The following is a 16632-nucleotide window of genomic DNA, read 5'->3' on the forward strand; positions in this document are numbered from 1 at the left end:
ATCCTTAAACGTTGGCGCGCAGCGTAGCGCGGAGTTCGGCGTCCGGCACGCTCGTCATGAACGCTTGTCCGAGCCGGTTGAGCAGCACGAAGCGAATGTCGCCGCCCTCGGCCTTCTTGTCGACACGCATGAGGTCGATGTAGCGATCTTCCCCGAGATCCGGCCCCGTCACCGGCAGCCCGGCGGCGGCGACCACTGCCTTGATACGCGGCACCATCGCTTCGTCGATGAAACCCAGACGGGCTGACAGATCCGCCGCCATCACCATGCCGCAGCCGACAGCTTCGCCGTGCAACCATTCCCCATAGCCGAGCCCGGCCTCGATGGCATGCCCGAACGTGTGGCCGAAATTGAGCGTGGCGCGCAGTCCCTGCTCACGCTCGTCGCTGGCGACCACAGCCGCCTTGATTTCGCACGAACGTTGCACGGCATGGGTGAGCGCCGCCGTGTCGCGACCGTTCAGCGCGTCGATATGAGCTTCGATCCAGTCGAAGAACGTTTCGTCGGCAATCGCGCCGTGCTTGATGACTTCCGCCATCCCGGCCGCCAGCTCACGGTCCGGCAGGGTGGACAACGTGCCGATGTCGGCAAGCACCGCACTGGGCTGCCAGAATGCACCGATCATGTTCTTGCCGAGCGGATGATTGATGCCCGTCTTGCCCCCGACCGACGAGTCGACTTGCGCAAGCAGCGTCGTCGGCACTTGCACGAACGGCACGCCACGCATGTAGCAGGCCGCTGCGAAACCGGTCATATCACCCACGACGCCGCCGCCCAGCGCAATCAACGTGGCCTTGCGGTCCGCCTGGGCACCGAGTAATTCGTCGAAAATCAGATTGAGCGTCTGCCAGTTCTTGTGTGCCTCCCCGTCGGGCAACACGGCGGTCACGACACGCTTGCCGAGGCGTTGCAGAGTCTGCGCCACCTGTTCGGCATAAAGCGGTGCGACGGTCGTGTTCGTGACGATCACGGCGTGCGTGCCGCGCACATGCGGCGCAAACAGTGCGTCCTGCTTCAACAGTTCGGTGCCGATGTGGATGGGATAGGCGCGCTCGCCAAGGTCGAGTTTCAGGGTAATCATGCCGCGTTCATGCCATGGGTTGGCTTGTTGTTGTTCAGCGATATCGGTCTGCGTCAGACGACATCAGCGGGGAAAGTTATCACGGGTGGGCAACGGCGCCTCCTGCGGCATCGCGTCGACGGGTCCATCGCCACCTGTCGGAAGACCGACGATCCTGTCGCCGGCATCCGACGCATTCCGTTTCGGTGCATCCGATGCCTGCGCAGGCAACTCAGGGTCGGCGGGGACGATACCGGCGACTTCCAGTTGCATCAGCACCATGTTGACGAGGGCATTGACGCTCGGACGGCCCGTCTCGATGATGAACGTCGCGCATTCGCGATACAGCGCATCGCGTTCCTGATACAACTGTTCGAGGCGCGCACGCGGATCGGCGGTCTGCAATAACGGTCGATTCTTGTCGCGACGTGTGCGCAACCAGAGATCGTGCGGATTGGCGCGCAGATACACCACCGTGCCACGCGATTTGATGTATTCGCGATTCTCCGCACGCAGCACGGCCCCCCCGCCTGTGGCGAGTACGATTCCGTCGCGTTGGGTGAGTTCGTCGATGGTCTGGGTTTCGCGCTGACGAAAGCCTTCCTCGCCTTCATGCTCGAAGATGACGGGAATGCGCACACCGGTACGCGCCTCGATCTCATGGTCGGAATCATAGAACTGTCGTCCAAGACGCCGTGCCACGGCGCGTCCAACCGTGGTCTTGCCCGCCCCCATCAGTCCGACAAGTATTACGTTTTCCAGCATAAATCGCTGATATTTGGGTTCCAATCCCTGATGATACCGGTATCTGCGTCGGGCGTGCGGATGGCGTCGTCTCGGGGAACACCCCGATGAGACGGGGATGTCCGGGCGGAATGCCGCCCGGAGCGGGCGCGAACCGCGACAACGGCGAGGCGTCACGGCCTGGCAGGGGCAAGTCCGACGGTGCCTCCAACGCCATATTCGGTGGCTCCGCAGCATCCATACGGCCGGTTGCAGCGACATCGCCAGCGTCTGACGACGCACCACCCTCGGGCACGACGCTTGGCGTAAGGAACACCAGCAATTCCGTCCGGCGGTCCTCGTTGGACCGATTACGGAAAAGGGCACCGAGGACCGGCACCTCGCCCAGCCACGGCACGCTCGCCCGGTTGTCACGGCGCACCTCCTGATAAATCCCGCCGATGGCCACCGTTCCGCCATTCTCCACTTGTACCTGCGTGCGGACATGGCGTGTGTCGACGGCAAAACCGTCCGCCACGGCCTGGCCGACGCTGTCCTTGCGCACGTCGACGTCCAGTATCACCTGACCGTCAGGCGTGATCAGCGGTGTGACTTCCAGTCGCAGTGTGGCTTTGCGGAATTCGATGGAGGCTACATTCCTGCGGCCATTCCGGACCTGATAAGGCAGTTCCGTTCCCTGCTCGATGAGCGCCTGTACCTTGTCGGCCGTCACCACGCGGGGGCGGGAAACGACGCGCCCCCGCCCGCTGGTTTCCAGCGCCGAGAGTTCCAATTGCAGAAAACGGCTGGCGGAGCGCCCGAAAAGCGTGATGGCCAGGCTTGGGGGTGTCACCCCGGCGAGCGCCGCCGCGGGTAATCCGACATCCACGACACTGCCCGGCGGACCCGGGTCATCGCGATTTCGATCGCTCGTGTTCGTAAGCAGACCCGCGTCTACATCCGCCCGCCCCGTCGCGGCAGGACGCTTGCCGCCCCCGTCCCCGGCATTACGGTTGGCCCCGTTCGCTCCCGCCAACCTGACCCCGAGGGACTCGCTGAACCGGTCATCGGCCTCGACAATGCGCGCTTCGATAAGTACCTGACGCACTGGCACGTCGATCCGCGCAATGAACGATGCCAGCGCATCGAGCCTTTCGGGCAAATCGGTCACGAACAACTGGTTGGTACGCGGGTCGGCAATCACGCTGCCGCGCGGTGACAACAATCGCTGTCCCTTCCCGTCTTTCTCTGCGTGGATGATCTCGCGCACAGTCTGCGCACGCGGATAGTTCAGGGTAAAGCGACGCCCCGCCAACGGCAGCAACGCCTCGCGTTTCGCGGCGGCCTCCAGTTGCGTCTGCTCGTCGGCCAGCAAGTCCGCCCGCGGTGCAATCCAGTCGACACCGTCGATGGACTGCACGCCCAGCCCGGCGCTGCGGATCATGACGTCGAATGCCGTCGCCACGGACACACCTTGCACGTCCACATCGAGCCGCCCGGCCACGCGCTCGCCGATGACCACGCTGCGACCGGTCAACCGCGCAAAGGCCCGCAGCGCGTCAGCCGCTTCCACGCCGTGAAGCGTCACGTCGACGGTCGAAGCGTCCGGGTCGAATCGCGGACCGGTGAACCGGGTTGCGCCCTCATCGCTCGCATTCCCAGTTCTCCCGGGCTTCCCCGAGTCGCCGTAGCGCCACGTCGCCGTCAACCCCGACGACGAGGTGCGGCGAAGCACCACATAACGCGAACCCGCCCGCATCGAGCCGACAGGCGCCGCATCGTCGACGGTCGTATTCGGTGTCGCGCTGGAGATTGTCGCCGCGTCCTGCGAGGCCCGACGCGTCAATGGTGTGCGAAAGACATCCATCGTTTCGACGGGGGTCTGCCACGGCGGCGAAGGCTCCGGAAACTTCGGCCAGGCGTCAGAAGACAGCGTTTTGATCCAGTTCGCCAGCTCAGCGGGACGCCGCCAGCGATAGGCAGCCACCACGACTGTTAGCGTGGCGTCTGTGTAGTCGGAGCCGGTCGCACCGGTGCCCGCGGCTCCGGTCATGCGCGGACCTTGCATCGATAGCTGCGCTACGGCCAAATGACGCGGAACGTTATCGATCTCGGCCAGCCATCCAAGCAAGTTAGCGACGCCGCCCCTAACACGGATCTCGGCGCGCTCGATTTCCAGTTGCCCCACCTTCGACGTCAATCCCGGACGCGCGAACTCCAGTACCAAACCAGCGCGGGCGACGAGACGCTCGACATCGGTTCGCCACGCGGTGTGAACGTCGTCATCCGCGTTCGCCGTCCCGGCGGCGTTGGGCGACGCGGTTGCATTCGCCATTTCATTCGACTCGCTTACTTCGTCCGCCTGGCCCGCTTGAGCCGCATCACTCGCATCACTCGCATCACTCACTCCGCTCCTCGCCCTCACGTTGCTCACGCCAGACGCATTGACTCGCTCGTTCGATTGCATGCCCTTCCTTCCCCGTCCCGACTCGCCTGTGCGCTCATGCTTCTGCGCTCCGGCAATCGGCAATAGCCGCTGCCACGCGATGGTTTCGCTCTCCTTCTCACGACGTTGTGCCATGAGCGCGGGCAATTGCCCTGCAGCCTCGCTCGCAAGTTCGAGGGCATATCTTTCGGTATCGACTTCCTGCTTCAGCGTGGCCCACACGGACAATCCGGCCAGCCACCAAATCGACCACGCCAGCGCCAATCCCGTCACACCGGCAAACATCGAGATTCCCCAATGCACGGGCCGCGCCCATTCCGCTGGCGACACAGATGACCACGTCGTCAATCGTTCACGCCAGCGCTCCCTGACGTCGTGGAACACGTCACGAACATCGTCTGGCGGATGATTTTCACCGTACATCGGGCACCTCCTGCGTCATTACACCGTCAACGTCGGCAATGCCAGCGAGTACCGCAGATGGCGGCGCCTGCCTGAGTTCGATGCGCAACGTAAAGCGGCGAATGTTCGGCAGCGCAGCCGGCGTGTCGGCCCCGGCCCACTGGCGTCTCACGCTCTCGGGCACCACACTCGACTCAACCTCGGCAACTTTGCGCACCCAGGGCAACGCCCGCAATCGCTTCTGCGTCTCGCGCACACGCGACTGCGTCGTCGCATACCCTTCGATCCGAAGATGCTCCTCGACTGTCTTCACCAGCGTCAGCCGCACGCCGTCGGCGCAGGCGCGCATGACATCGAGCAGTCGATAAGCCGCGGGCTGCCGACGCGCCACCAAAGCCGTTGCCGCATTGCGATGGGCGCTCATCTCGGCGAGCCGGCGCCGTGTGATGTCGAACGCGGCCGACTCGGCGCGCAGCGCCTGACTCGCCGCGTGCAACGCAACACGTTCCGTCCGCGCTTGCTCACGCCGATGAATGTCCCAGCCAATCGGGACGGCCGAGACCGCCGCACCGCATAAAGCGATCACCATCCAGATACGCCACTGACGTCGAAAATCCCGATGACGCCGCTGCGCCAACGTGGGAAGGAAATCAAGCGGCGGAAATTCCACGCTTACTCGCATAACGCCCCCTGCATCGACATGGCGCGCAACGCCAAACCGAACGGCACGGCCAATGCGGTACGCTGGCCGGTGCTCTAAAAGCGCAATCCGACCGCTTCCACGGCTTCGCCTCCTTCGGCGGAATTCGATGACGGAGCCCATCCAGCAGACCGACCGGACCGATCCGACGGATCGCGAGGACCGACAGAGCCGAAGGGATCAAAGGGATGGACAGCGATGGCGCAGACCGCGCCGACCGATTCGCAGATGGCGGCGAGTTCACTCGCGGTTGCTTGCTGCGCCACGACGTAGAGCGTGAGGGGCGCCACCGACAGTTTGTCCAACAGATCTCGCACCGCGCTTGCCAACGCCTCCGGATGGCCGTCTGTGCCGTTGAGACGTTCCCGGACATCGGCGACGTACCCACGGGCGTCGAATACCGCCAGGTCGATGTCGTGAGCATCGATTTGCACCAACGCAACAGGGATTCCCGAGCGCTCTGCGGCCGCCCAGGGTTCATGCGGCGCCAAGACGCGTACCTCACGCATCGCCCAGCGGAACGCCCGGTGTGCGGCCTTGTGCGCCGCGTCGATCGCATGCGCGCGCAAGCCCGCCAGTTCCAGTACCGCAAGACGGTCGTCGACCAGCGCCGCCTCACAGGCGTAAAGACGGAGGCGATGACTGCCGGGGTCCGCCCATGTCACGCCGACGCGGCTTCGTGAATCGCCTCCCCCATCGCCAGGCACCAGCATGGCCGCGCGTCGCTCGCACCATGCGCGAAGCGCGCGTGGCGGCAAATCCGGCGGGCGGTCGATCACCTGCGTCTTGAGGCCGTACGATGGCAATGCCAGTACGATCGTGTCGTCTTGCAAGTCGTCAACGCGCATTCCCAAGCGCTCCAGCATCTCCTCCAGCCGACGCGCAACCGCTTCCGGCTTCGCGATCTGCGCGCCGTTGAGCATGCCGTCTTCGAACACGGCGCTTCCGTAGGCGTCCACGCGCAAACGCCCACCCGGCGCCATACGCGTGACGCGAACGAATTGCATGCCACGAGCGTCAAAATGGATACCGCAACCGCCACCCGTCTTGCGCGGCAGCATTGCCGCCATTTGATGCCCTATGCGACGCACACCACGCAGAACTGCTGCGACCATGACTTCCTCCCATCTCTCGCCATATCGATGCGATCGATGCTATCGGCCATGAGGCAGCGGTCCAATCGGACTAGTCCGAGTTTTGGCAGCGTAACGATCGGCGATACGCGCTTTCGGAATTCATGCCGTTTTTCGCTCGGTTTATTCCTAGGCCCCATAGGCGCTCACTCCGATTTCGGAGGGCTGCCGATGGGGGTCACGGGTCGTTCGCTATAATCGGCCCATCGTTTTTTCCGGTTTCCCCATGGCAAGCACACCCCAAACCGAGACACCCCGCGACAAGCGCCCGCCCAAACCGCGCCGCTCCATCTGGCTGCGCCTCACACTTTGGTTCGTCGGCCTTATCGCCGCGATGGTCGTATGTGGCGCGTTGCTCGCGGGGTACATCCTGGTCGTCATGACGCCGCAATTGCCGTCGCTCGACACCATCGTCGACTATCGCCCCAAGATTCCGTTGCGCATATACACGGCCGACGAAATCCAGATTGGCGAGTTCGGCGAGGAGCGCCGCAATCTCGTGCGCTTCTCCGATATTCCCGACGTGATGAAAAAAGCCGTGCTCGCCATCGAGGACGATCGCTTCTATCAGCACGGGGGGGTCGACTTCATCGGCATCTTCCGCGCCGGCGTCGCGAACTTCACGCGCGGCGGTTCGTCGCAGGGCGCCAGTACGATCACGATGCAGGTGGCGCGCAACTTCTTCCTGTCTAGCGAGAAGACGTATACGCGCAAGATTTACGAAGCGCTGCTCGCCTACAAGATCGAATCGCGGCTGTCGAAGGATCAGATTCTCGAGCTCTACATGAATCAGATCTATCTCGGCGAGCGCGCATACGGTTTCGCCAGCGCCGCCCGGGTGTATTTCGGCAAGGACCTGAAGGACATCACGCTCGCCGAAGCCGCCATGCTCGCAGGGTTGCCGAAGGCACCGTCCGCCTACAACCCCATCGTCAACTACAAGCGGGCTCGCGTGCGCCAGGAGTACATCCTCAAGCGCATGTACGACCTCGGGTATGTGTCGAAGCCCGAGTACGATCAGGCCATCGCACAGGAACTGGTCGTGCGCGGGCTGGGGAGCGAGTTCAGCGTGCATGCCGGCTACGTCGCGGAAATGGTTCGCCAACTGCTTTACGCGCAGTTCAAGGATGAGATCTATACGCGCGGGTTCAACGTCTACACAACGATCAATTCGGCCGATCAGGAAGCGGCTTACGAAGCGCTGCGCGCGGGCGTCATGGCTTACGAGCTGCGCCATGGCTATCGCGGCCCCGAAGCCAATATCGATTTGCCGGACGGCAAGGAAGAGCGCGAACAGTTGATCGACGACACGCTGGTGGAGCATCCGGACAGCGGGGATATGGTCGCCGCGGTGGTCCTGTCCGCAACGCCCCAGCAAGTCAAGGCCGTGCTCCTGAACGGCGACGACGTCACCGTCACCGGAGATGGTCTGCGCTTTGCTGCCGCCGGGCTCAGCGCCAAGGCACAACCGAAGCAGAAAATTCGTCCGGGTTCGGTGATTCGCGTGACGAAAGACGCCAAGGACAACTGGCGCATCGTGCAAATGCCGGACATCGAAGCCGCCTTCGTGTCACTCGATCCGCAAAACGGTGCGATTCGCTCGCTGGTCGGCGGGTTCGACTTCAACCGGAACAAGTTCAATCACGTGACGCAGGCATGGCGTCAGCCGGGCTCGAGCTTCAAGCCGTTCATTTATTCTGCCGCGCTCGAAAAGGGTTTTGCGCCTGGGACCATCATCAACGACGGTCCGCTGTACTTCACGGCGGCACAGACCGGTGGACAACCATGGGAGCCGAAGAACTACGGTGGCGGCTTCGATGGACCCGAGCCGATGCGTGTCGCGCTGATGCGCTCGCGCAACCTCGTCTCGATTCGTATCCTTCAGAGTATTACGCCCGCCTACGCGCAGAAGTTCATTGGCCGGTTCGGGTTCGAAGCTGACAAGCATCCGGCCTACCTCCCGATGGCGCTGGGCGCGGGCATGGTCACGCCGCTCCAGATGGCAAGCGGCTACGCCGTGTTCGCGAACGGCGGCTTCCGGGTGAATCCGTTCATCGTGGCCCGCATCACGGACTCGAAGGGCAACGTCATCATGGAAGAAAAGCCGACCACGGCGGGAGACGAGTCGATTCGTGCCATTCCCGCGCGCAACGCATTCATCATGAATTCCATGCTGCACGACGTTGCGACGCGCGGCACCGCCGCCAAGACCAATGCGCTCAAACGTAGCGATCTGGCGGGCAAGACAGGGACGACGAACGATTCGCACGACGCGTGGTTCGCGGGCTATCAATCGCAATTGGTGGGGGTCGCGTGGATTGGCTTCGATCAGCCACGGAATCTGGGCGATCGCGAAACCGGCGGCGGTCTGGCGTTGCCGATCTGGATCGACTATATGTCCAAGGCGTTGCGTGGCGTACCCGAGGCCACTCGGGCCATGCCGCCGGGCGTCATTCAGGCGAATGGCGATTACTACTATGACGACTATCCCCCTGGACGTGCCGTCAGCACGGTCGGCCTGAGTACGGAGTCGGCATCCGATGGTTCGGCGGCACCGGGGCCGTCCGGTGCGATGCCGGGTCAGATGCCGGCACAGCCGGGCCCCGCACCGGCGCCTGCCCCGGTCGACCGGCAGGAGCGTCAACGCATTCTGGATATGTTCAACAGCAAGCCCTGACGCGCCGGTAAGTCCCTCGCGGTAATTCAGCCGGCCTGAAACGTTACCGTTTCGCCGGCCTGCTGCGAGGCGAAGCGCGACAAGGCTTCGAACAATTCGGAGTCGTCGCGCGTATCGCGCCACTTGTCGCCCTTCAGGCGGAAGTGGAAGCCGCCTGAACGCGCGGCGATCCAGATTTCACTCATCGGCGTCTGAACGTTGACGATGATCTTGCTACCGTCGTCGAATTCGAGCGTCAGCACGTTGCCGGTACGCTCGCAATCGATGTCCACGTCGCTGTTGTCGACGACCGCCTCGACAGCCGCTTCGACCTGCGCCAGCACTGCCTCTGCGAGCGCCAGGAATTCACTTTCCGTCATGCTAAACTCCACGGTTTGCGTCATCGTTTGCATGCCGCACCACGCGGCGATACCCCCATGACTGCACCTATTCGAACCTGCGCGATTGTAGCGTCGATTGCCCTGTTGAGCGTATTGGCCGGCTGTGGCCAAGCCGGACCGCTGTACCTGCCCGCTCGCCCGGTGAAACCGACGCCGCCTCCGGGAGCCCCGGTTCCGCCGCCGCCGCTCGTCCCCGAGCCGCAACGCGGACCGTCGGTCGAAGTGCCGCCGGCCGCCTCGCTGCCCGCTGCAAAACCGGAATAAGCGAAAACTAGCCGACGTTGGCCGACATCGGGCGAAGTCGGTCACAACATGCCGCAGCGAACCATCTTTGGCGTGAGCGGCATCCCTGGAGGGCGCCAATGCCCTCCGCTGCCTCGATTGCCCCAGTTTATTACCGAGTTTCTGCGATGTCCGACGCCATCTTTTCCTACCGCAACGACATACTCCATGCCGAGGGTGTCGCGCTACCCGCGCTCGCCGAGCGATTCGGCACACCGTTGTACGTCTATTCGAAGGCTGCACTGACGAACGCCTATCAGGCGTACGCCAAGGCCTGTGAAGGCCGGAACGCAGCAGTGCACTACGCCGCCAAGGCCAACTCCAATCTCGCCGTGCTCGGTGTGTTCGCCAGGTTGGGCGCCGGCTTCGACATCGTGTCGGCCGGTGAGCTCGCACGCGTCATCGCTGCCGGCGCTGACCCGAGGCGGGCGGTATTCTCGGGCGTTGGCAAGCATGCCGACGAAATGCGCTACGCGCTGGAGAAGGACGTGTTCTGCTTTAACGTGGAATCGCGCCCGGAACTCGATCGGCTCAACGAAGTGGCCGGACAAGCCGGCAAGCGTGCGCGTGTGTCGCTGCGCGTGAATCCGAATGTCGATGCCAAGACGCATCCGTACATCTCCACCGGCCTGCGCGGTAACAAGTTCGGTGTCGCTTACGAAGAAGCTTTTGACGCCTACCGGGCGGCAGCTGCGATGCCGAACCTCGAAATCGTCGGTATCGACTGCCATATCGGCTCGCAAATCACCGAAATTTCGCCGTATCTCGATGCCACCGACAAGGTGCTCGACCTGGTCGAAAAGCTCGAAGCAGCGGGTATCTCGCTGCATCACATCGACGTGGGCGGCGGCTTGGGCATTACCTATACGGACGAAACGCCGCCGGACATCACGGCCTTTGCGACCACGCTGCTCGATCACATCGCCGAGCGCGGTCACGGTCATCGTCAGGTGTTGTTCGAACCGGGCCGCTCGCTGGTGGGCAACGCCGGCGTGCTGCTCACGCGTGTCGAGTTCCTCAAGCACGGCGAGACGAAGAACTTCGCCATCGTCGACGCGGCGATGAACGATCTCGCACGCCCCGCCATGTATGAGGCCTACCACGGTATCGAGCCGGTCGAACGCCGCGCAGGCGACGCCACCACGTACGATGTCGTCGGCCCCGTGTGCGAGAGCGGCGACTGGCTTGGCCGGGATCGCGCGCTGACAGTCGCGCCGGGCGACTTGCTCGCGATTCGTTCGGCTGGCGCGTATGGCTTCACGATGAGTTCGAACTACAACACGCGTCCGCGCGCGGCCGAAGTCATGGTCGACGGCAACGAAGCGCATCTCGTGCGCGCGCGCGAAACGGTCGAATCGTTGTTCGCCGGCGAACGGCTGCTGCCTGCCGGCGCCTGAGGCTGGCCGTAGTCCCCCTATTGCGCGATATCGGGAGATTACAGCGTATCGCGCGCGCCGGGCCGCGGCCTGCGAAGCATCCAGATGAGACGGGCGCCGAGTAGGCCCGCCACCACGATCGCATAGATCGCGGGCTCGGCAAGGTCGTTCTTGCCCGCCCTCATCCACCAGTAATGCAGGATCGCCAGCACCGCAATCGCGTAAATCGCGTGGTGCAACCGTTGCCAGCGCCGCCCGCCCAAACGCCGCGCCATTGCGTGCGGCGATGTCAGTGCCAACGGCACCATCAGCGCGAACGCGGCAAATCCTGCCGTGATGAACGGTCGCTTGCCCGTCACGTCGCGCAGCATGCTCTCCCAATCGAACCACTGATCCAGCCAGAAGTACGTCGTGAAATGTAACGCGCCGTAGAAAAAAGCGAACAGGCCGAGCATGCGGCGAACACGCAGCAGCCACGCCATGCCGGTCATGCGCCGTGCCGGCGTGATGGCGAGCGTGATGCACAGCATCACCAGTGTCCAGGTCCCCGTCGAGCGGGTTATGAACTCGACCGGATTCGCTCCCAGCCGGTCGGTGAAACCGTAGAGAACGAGTCGCAGCAGCGGCGCCAGCGCGAAGACAAATACGGCGACCTTTACCCAGGGAAGCCAGCGCTGTGTCGAGCGACGGGCCGCAGGCCGGCTCACTGTCGTGCCTTGCGCGTCTGGCATTACATCGGGCATTGCATCAGGGGACACTGGATCAGGCGGCATTTCGGCACACGGCGGCGCGGGAGGTGAAGGCACGATGCGTCGGCTCAGAAGAACTTCCGCAAATCCATGCCCTGGTACAGACTGGCCACCTGTTCACCATAGCCGTTGAACATCAGCGTTTTACGTTTGGGTGTGAATATGCCGCCCTCGCCAATACGGCGTTCGGTCGCCTGGCTCCAGCGCGGATGATCGACGTCGGGATTCACGTTCGAGTAGAAGCCGTATTCGTCCGAGGCGGCGCGATTCCAACTCGTCAGCGGCATTTTCTCGACGAAACGGATCTTCACGATGGACTTCGCACTCTTGAACCCGTATTTCCAGGGCACGACCATGCGAACCGGCGCTCCGTTCTGATTCGGCAGAACCTCGCCGTACAGACCGAACGTCAGCAGCGACAACGGATGCATGGCTTCGTCCATTCGCAAGCCCTCTACATACGGCCAACTCAGCACCGGGTATGACAGCCCCGGCATTTGCTTCGAATCGGCCAGCGTGACGAACTCCACGTACTTCGCATTGCCCGTCGGTTGCACCTGCCGAATCAGCTCGGCCAGAGAGTATCCGACCCACGGAATGACCATCGACCAGCCTTCCACACAGCGATGCCGGTAGATGCGCTCTTCGAGCGGGGCGAGCTTGAGCAAGGCGTCGAGATCGTAGATTTTCGGCTGTTTCACCTCCCCCTCGATCGCCACCTGCCACGGACGCGGCTTGAGCGTACCCGCCCGCCGGGCCGGGTCCGACTTGTCGGTGCCGAACTCGTAGAAATTGTTGTAGGTGGTGACATCTTTGATGTCGGTCGGCTTGTCCGTCACGACGTAACGGGTATTGCGCGTGGCGGTTAGCTTGGCGAGCCCGGTGCCGGGACTGTCGGCCGCCTGGGCGCCGGACGGAAACACGCCCAACGCTGCACCGCCAAGCCCCGTCAATCCGATGCCTGACGCCTGTAAGAAGCGACGTCGGCCCATCGCTATGTCACGCGGCGTGATGCTGCTGGCCGGGATATCCGTCCCGCGCAGACACGATTTTTTCGTACTCATGACGCTCCTTCCGGCCCTGCTTGCCTCATCAAAGTCGCCAATGTCGCCGGTGCCTGCGACGTTGTCACCGTTGCGCTCCCGATATTCCCGATGCCCGCCAGGGCTGACACTCCCATGGCACCGTTCCCGCAGTCGCCATGCGAAAAATCATACGACACGATGAAAAGAGCCGCCGGCACTTGCGCACGGCGGCTTTAAAGACCTTGTCGGACGGGGGTCCAGGGCCTCAGAGTTGCCCGTAGCTATGCAACCCCGAGAGGAACATGTTCACGCCGAGGAAGGCAAATGTCGTGATCAGCAGCCCGGTGAGCGACCACCACGCGGCAACCACGCCTCGCAGCCCCTTCATCAATCGCATGTGCAGCCAGGCGGCATAGTTCAACCAGACGATCAGTGCCCACGTCTCCTTCGGGTCCCAACTCCAATACCCACCCCAGGCGTCTGCCGCCCACAATGCGCCGAGAATCGTGGCGATCGTGAAGAAGGCAAAACCGACGGCAATGGCCTTGTACATCACGTCGTCGAGCAGTTCGAGCGACGGCAGACGCGACGAGAAGAACCCGCTGTCGAGCGGCTTGCCATTCGCCGCCAGTCGCTTGTTCTCGCCCGACTTGAGCAAATACGCGACCGCGACCATTGCGGCGAGCGCAAACGTGCCATAGCCGATGAAGTTGGCGGGCACGTGAATCTTCATCCACCAGCTTTGCAGCGCGGGCACCAACGGCTGAATTTCATACGCACTGCGCGCCACGCTGTACCAGAGGTTGAAGCCGACCGCGGCGCTGATGACGAGGAGCACGAACGGTCCGAGCGAGCGCGTTTCGTAGCGCTGTTCGTAATACAGATAGAACAACGCCGTAATCAGGCAGAACAGCACGAACACTTCGTAGAGATTGGAGATGGGAATGTGGCCCACGTCCGCCCCGACCAGATACGACTCGTACCAGCGCACCATCATGCCGGTGAAGCCAAGCAGCACGGCCGCCCAGCAAAGCGACGAACCGACACTCGCACCGAACGGCGAGCGGGCAAGCAGCCCCCCCCAGTAGAACAGTGTCGAGAGGAAGAACAGCGCGCTCATCCACAGAATGGCGGACTGACTCGACAGGAAATATTTGAGAAAAAATGTCTGATCGGCACGCGCAAGATCATGGTGATACAGGCCAATACCGGAGAGCGCAAGAATCGCGATTCCCGCCATCAGCCAGCGCACGGAGCGCCAATGCCAGCCTAGCAACGCGAAGGTCGGCACCGCGAGCACCAGAATCGTGTGCTCGTAGTAATCCATATAGTGGCCGTAGCGATTGAGCGCGAAGCCCGCGCCGATCGCCAGCGCCAGTGCGAACAGCCAGTCGCCGACGCTGCGGCGTCGCAGCCACGAGACCTCTGTATAGCCTTGGGATAACTCCATGTCTCTCACCTTCATCGTTTTGTGACGATCTCGTCCATCTCCGCCTTCGTGCGGGCGAATTCCTTCTCGAAATCCAGCGTACGACGCGTGGTCGACACTGCCATCAACACCGAACTGCCACCTTCCGGTGTGTCCTTGACCCACAGCCACAAGCGCCGCTCACGCACGTAGAACATCGAGAAGATGCCCAACACGAGCAGCAAGCTGCCAAGATACACGATCTTCTTGCCCGGGGAGCGCGTGAGCTGGAAGACGCTGGCCTGAATCTGTTCGAACGAATCGAGCTGCAGGAAGACCGGCGCGTCGTACAGGAAGTTGTCGGACAGCGCGTTGGTAGCCGTGTGCACGAATCGCTCGGTCTCGGGCGAGGGTGCGACCGCCGGCTGTCCGGCCTGCTCGCGGGCAACCTGCCAAAGTTGCCAGATCGTGCCGTCCAGAATGCGACGGAACATGTCCGCCGCACTCGATTGCTGATCCTGCGGGACCTTTTCGTTCACGAACTCCGCAATCGCCTGCAAGCCGCCCGTCGCATGCCCGTTCTTGCTCGCCGGCATCGCCCCGGCGAACAGGTCGAGCTCGCGCTTGGCGCTTTCCTGCAATTGACTACGCAAGTCGGCAGACGTCTGCGACGGCAGCGACTGCGCCGCAAACCGGCGAGCGGCCTCGGCTCGCGCGCCGTTGTCCTGAAGGGCCGCGCGCAGCAGCATCCACTGTTTGACTGAGCCATCGGCGTCGGCCGGAATGCGCAGATATTGGAATGGGCCGTCCGGCGTGTCGCGCACGCCCGTCATGAATACGCGTTCGCCGTCTTCCACCAGAATCGGCAGCATGTAGTTGCGGTACTCCTTCGCCTGCCCGCTGCGATCGCGCACCTTGTACTGGACCGACGGACCGACGTTACGCAGGTCCTTGCTCAGATCCGTGCGCGCGCCGGACCCCAACTGCGCACTCAGATCGTCGCGCAACGACTTGCGGGCGACGCCGCGTACGTCGCGCTCGCCGCCGCCATTGCTGATGTTCTCCACGTTGATGGCGCGGAAGTCACTGAACTCCACCGTGTACTCGTCCTTGCCCGCTGCGACACCGCGCAATTGCGTCGAACCGCCGATGTCGCCGGAGAACGCGAAGGTGCGGTCCGTTGCACCGCGCATCGGGTACCCCGTCAGCTTGAGCTTGCTTCCGCCGTCTTCGAAGCTCGATTGATAGATCGCCACGCCCTTGTATATGAATGGCTCGTTGACCTTCACCGTGGCATCCATCGTTTTGCCGGTTTCGGGGTCGGTAACGACGATATCGCTCGCGAACAGCTTGGGCATGCCCGTCGAGTAATAGTCGACGTGGAATTTCTTCAACTCGATGGAGAACGGCAGATCCTGTACGACTGAGCCGTCCTGAAAATTCAGAATCGCCGTAGTCGACTTGCCACCTTCGGGCACGAATGCGTAGCCGCGGAACGCGGGATTGTTGGGTGACAAGCGGTGCGTCTCGGGAATCTGTGCGATTACGGCATTGCCTTGCAGCGGCGACTTGCCGAAGAGCGCCATCTGGACGCGAATCAGCAGATCGCTATCCACCAGGCCGCCCAGACAGATGATGACGATTGCGCTGTGCGCGAAGATGTAGCCGATCTTGTTGATGGCGCCTGCCTTGGCGGCAACCAGCGTTGCGCCTTCGCGATCGCGCACGACGAAGCGGTAACCACGATGCCCGAGGTAGCCGGTCAGGCGTTCCAGCAATTCGGCCCGCGGCGCCGGGCCTATGTACTCGGCTTTGTGGCCGAATGCTCGCAGGCTGCCTTCACGCACGTGATCGCGCCAACTGCGAATGTCCGCGATCATCTTCGGCGCGTTGCGCACGATGCATAGCGTCGTCGACGCCATCAGGAAGAAGAGGATCAGCAGGAACCACCACGAGCTATAGACGGTGTACAGGCCGAGCGAGCGGAAAATGTCGGCCCAGAACGGACCGAACTGATTGACGTAATTGGGGTATGGGTCGCCCTGCTTGAGCACGGTGCCGACGATGCTGGCGATCGCGAGCACGGAGAGCAAACTGATGGCGAAGCGCATCGAACTGACAAGCTCGACGCCGTCGCGCACCCATCGTTGCGCTCCCTTGATCTGCATTCCCGAGGTACTGATGCTCATCCTGTTTCCAACAACAAAAAAGGGCGGGGACGCGTGTCTCACGCGCCCGCCACCCTGTGTATGCTAAACCAGTTCGATCCGG

Annotated in this window: 14 protein-coding genes; 4 read left to right on the forward strand and 10 right to left on the reverse strand. The window is 62.9% G+C overall.

Annotation, left to right across the window (positions count from 1 at the left end; all coding sequences use genetic code 11):
• Positions 1-4 precede the first annotated feature (4 nt).
• The 4 genes from aroB to AB870_RS21200 form a co-directional block, all read right to left on the reverse strand.
• Complete coding sequence (gene aroB / locus AB870_RS21185; protein WP_047906190.1) at positions 5-1081, reverse strand: 3-dehydroquinate synthase; 1077 nt, start codon at positions 1079-1081, stop codon at positions 5-7.
• Positions 1082-1144: 63 nt separating this feature from the next.
• On the reverse strand, positions 1145-1825 hold the full coding sequence (locus AB870_RS21190; RefSeq protein WP_237170003.1) for a shikimate kinase: 681 nt from the start codon (positions 1823-1825) through the stop codon (positions 1145-1147).
• Positions 1731-4652 carry a type IV pilus secretin PilQ gene (gene pilQ / locus AB870_RS21195; RefSeq protein WP_084663967.1) on the reverse strand — a complete coding sequence of 974 codons (2922 nt, stop codon included), beginning with the start codon at positions 4650-4652 and terminating at the stop codon, positions 1731-1733. Before pilQ ends, AB870_RS21190 begins: the two co-directional genes overlap by 95 nt.
• Positions 4642-5220 (reverse strand): PilN domain-containing protein, encoded by a 579-nt coding sequence (locus AB870_RS21200; RefSeq protein ID WP_047906191.1) that lies wholly within the window; start codon positions 5218-5220, stop codon positions 4642-4644. Before AB870_RS21200 ends, pilQ begins: the two co-directional genes overlap by 11 nt.
• Before the next feature lie 30 nt (positions 5221-5250).
• Between AB870_RS21200 and AB870_RS26500 the strand changes: the two genes are divergently transcribed.
• Complete coding sequence (locus AB870_RS26500; RefSeq protein WP_157112399.1) at positions 5251-5391, forward strand: hypothetical protein; 141 nt, start codon at positions 5251-5253, stop codon at positions 5389-5391.
• Here AB870_RS26500 and pilM read toward each other — a convergent pair.
• Positions 5388-6446, reverse strand: a complete 1059-nt coding sequence (pilM, locus tag AB870_RS21205) for a pilus assembly protein PilM (RefSeq protein WP_084663969.1) — start codon at positions 6444-6446, stop codon at positions 5388-5390. The genes AB870_RS26500 and pilM overlap by 4 nt on opposite strands.
• A 244-nt stretch (positions 6447-6690) precedes the next feature.
• Here pilM and AB870_RS21210 point away from each other — a divergent pair, with 244 nt between their 5' ends.
• On the forward strand, positions 6691-9141 hold the full coding sequence (locus tag AB870_RS21210) for a penicillin-binding protein 1A (RefSeq protein WP_047906193.1): 2451 nt from the start codon (positions 6691-6693) through the stop codon (positions 9139-9141).
• A gap of 26 nt (positions 9142-9167) precedes the next feature.
• On the opposite strand, the gene cyaY is transcribed toward AB870_RS21210, so the two are convergent.
• Positions 9168-9500: an iron donor protein CyaY gene (gene cyaY, locus AB870_RS21215; protein WP_047908530.1), complete on the reverse strand. Its 333-nt coding sequence runs from the start codon at positions 9498-9500 to the stop codon at positions 9168-9170.
• Between the two features lie 57 nt (positions 9501-9557).
• On the opposite strand from cyaY, the gene lptM reads away from it, so the two are divergent.
• Both lptM and lysA read left to right on the forward strand, forming a co-directional pair.
• On the forward strand, positions 9558-9785 hold the full coding sequence (lptM, locus tag AB870_RS27185) for an LPS translocon maturation chaperone LptM (RefSeq protein ID WP_084663971.1): 228 nt from the start codon (positions 9558-9560) through the stop codon (positions 9783-9785).
• A 146-nt stretch (positions 9786-9931) separates the two neighbouring features.
• Complete coding sequence (lysA, locus tag AB870_RS21220; RefSeq protein ID WP_047906194.1) at positions 9932-11200, forward strand: diaminopimelate decarboxylase; 1269 nt, start codon at positions 9932-9934, stop codon at positions 11198-11200.
• A 38-nt stretch (positions 11201-11238) separates the two neighbouring features.
• Here lysA and AB870_RS21225 read toward each other — a convergent pair whose 3' ends face one another.
• From AB870_RS21225 to AB870_RS21240, 4 genes are all read right to left on the reverse strand, one after another.
• A complete protein-coding gene (locus AB870_RS21225) occupies positions 11239-11910 on the reverse strand; it encodes a protein-methionine-sulfoxide reductase heme-binding subunit MsrQ (RefSeq protein ID WP_237170004.1) in 672 nt (223 codons plus the stop codon).
• A gap of 86 nt (positions 11911-11996) precedes the next feature.
• Positions 11997-12992: a protein-methionine-sulfoxide reductase catalytic subunit MsrP gene (msrP, locus tag AB870_RS21230; protein WP_047906196.1), complete on the reverse strand. Its 996-nt coding sequence runs from the start codon at positions 12990-12992 to the stop codon at positions 11997-11999.
• Positions 12993-13218: 226 nt separating this feature from the next.
• The gene (gene ccsB / locus AB870_RS21235; protein ID WP_047906197.1) at positions 13219-14403 is read right to left on the reverse strand and encodes a c-type cytochrome biogenesis protein CcsB; all 1185 of its coding nucleotides are present in this window, start codon (positions 14401-14403) and stop codon (positions 13219-13221) included.
• An 11-nt stretch (positions 14404-14414) separates the two neighbouring features.
• Complete coding sequence (locus tag AB870_RS21240) at positions 14415-16550, reverse strand: cytochrome c biogenesis protein ResB (protein WP_047906198.1); 2136 nt, start codon at positions 16548-16550, stop codon at positions 14415-14417.
• Positions 16551-16632: the final 82 nt, after the last annotated feature.

It is taken from the genome of Pandoraea faecigallinarum, from assembly GCF_001029105.3.
Classification (GTDB): domain Bacteria; phylum Pseudomonadota; class Gammaproteobacteria; order Burkholderiales; family Burkholderiaceae; genus Pandoraea; species Pandoraea faecigallinarum.

Excerpts from the sequence above, each read along its gene's own strand:
- cyaY (WP_047908530.1), bottom strand. The coding sequence starts at position 9,500 with ATGACGGAAAGTGAATTCCTGGCGCTCGCAGAGGCAGTGCTGGCGCAG.
- AB870_RS21225 (WP_237170004.1), bottom strand. The coding sequence starts at position 11,910 with ATGCCAGACGCGCAAGGCACGACAGTGAGCCGGCCTGCGGCCCGTCGC.
- AB870_RS21210 (WP_047906193.1), top strand. The coding sequence starts at position 6,691 with ATGGCAAGCACACCCCAAACCGAGACACCCCGCGACAAGCGCCCGCCC.
- pilQ (WP_084663967.1), bottom strand. The coding sequence starts at position 4,652 with ATGTACGGTGAAAATCATCCGCCAGACGATGTTCGTGACGTGTTCCAC.
- lptM (WP_084663971.1), top strand. The coding sequence starts at position 9,558 with ATGACTGCACCTATTCGAACCTGCGCGATTGTAGCGTCGATTGCCCTG.
- aroB (WP_047906190.1), bottom strand. The coding sequence starts at position 1,081 with ATGATTACCCTGAAACTCGACCTTGGCGAGCGCGCCTATCCCATCCAC.
- AB870_RS21240 (WP_047906198.1), bottom strand. The coding sequence starts at position 16,550 with ATGAGCATCAGTACCTCGGGAATGCAGATCAAGGGAGCGCAACGATGG.
- ccsB (WP_047906197.1), bottom strand. The coding sequence starts at position 14,403 with ATGGAGTTATCCCAAGGCTATACAGAGGTCTCGTGGCTGCGACGCCGC.
- pilM (WP_084663969.1), bottom strand. The coding sequence starts at position 6,446 with ATGGTCGCAGCAGTTCTGCGTGGTGTGCGTCGCATAGGGCATCAAATG.
- AB870_RS26500 (WP_157112399.1), top strand. The coding sequence starts at position 5,251 with ATGACGCCGCTGCGCCAACGTGGGAAGGAAATCAAGCGGCGGAAATTC.
- AB870_RS21190 (WP_237170003.1), bottom strand. The coding sequence starts at position 1,825 with ATGCTGGAAAACGTAATACTTGTCGGACTGATGGGGGCGGGCAAGACC.
- AB870_RS21200 (WP_047906191.1), bottom strand. The coding sequence starts at position 5,220 with ATGGTGATCGCTTTATGCGGTGCGGCGGTCTCGGCCGTCCCGATTGGC.
- msrP (WP_047906196.1), bottom strand. The coding sequence starts at position 12,992 with ATGAGTACGAAAAAATCGTGTCTGCGCGGGACGGATATCCCGGCCAGC.
- lysA (WP_047906194.1), top strand. The coding sequence starts at position 9,932 with ATGTCCGACGCCATCTTTTCCTACCGCAACGACATACTCCATGCCGAG.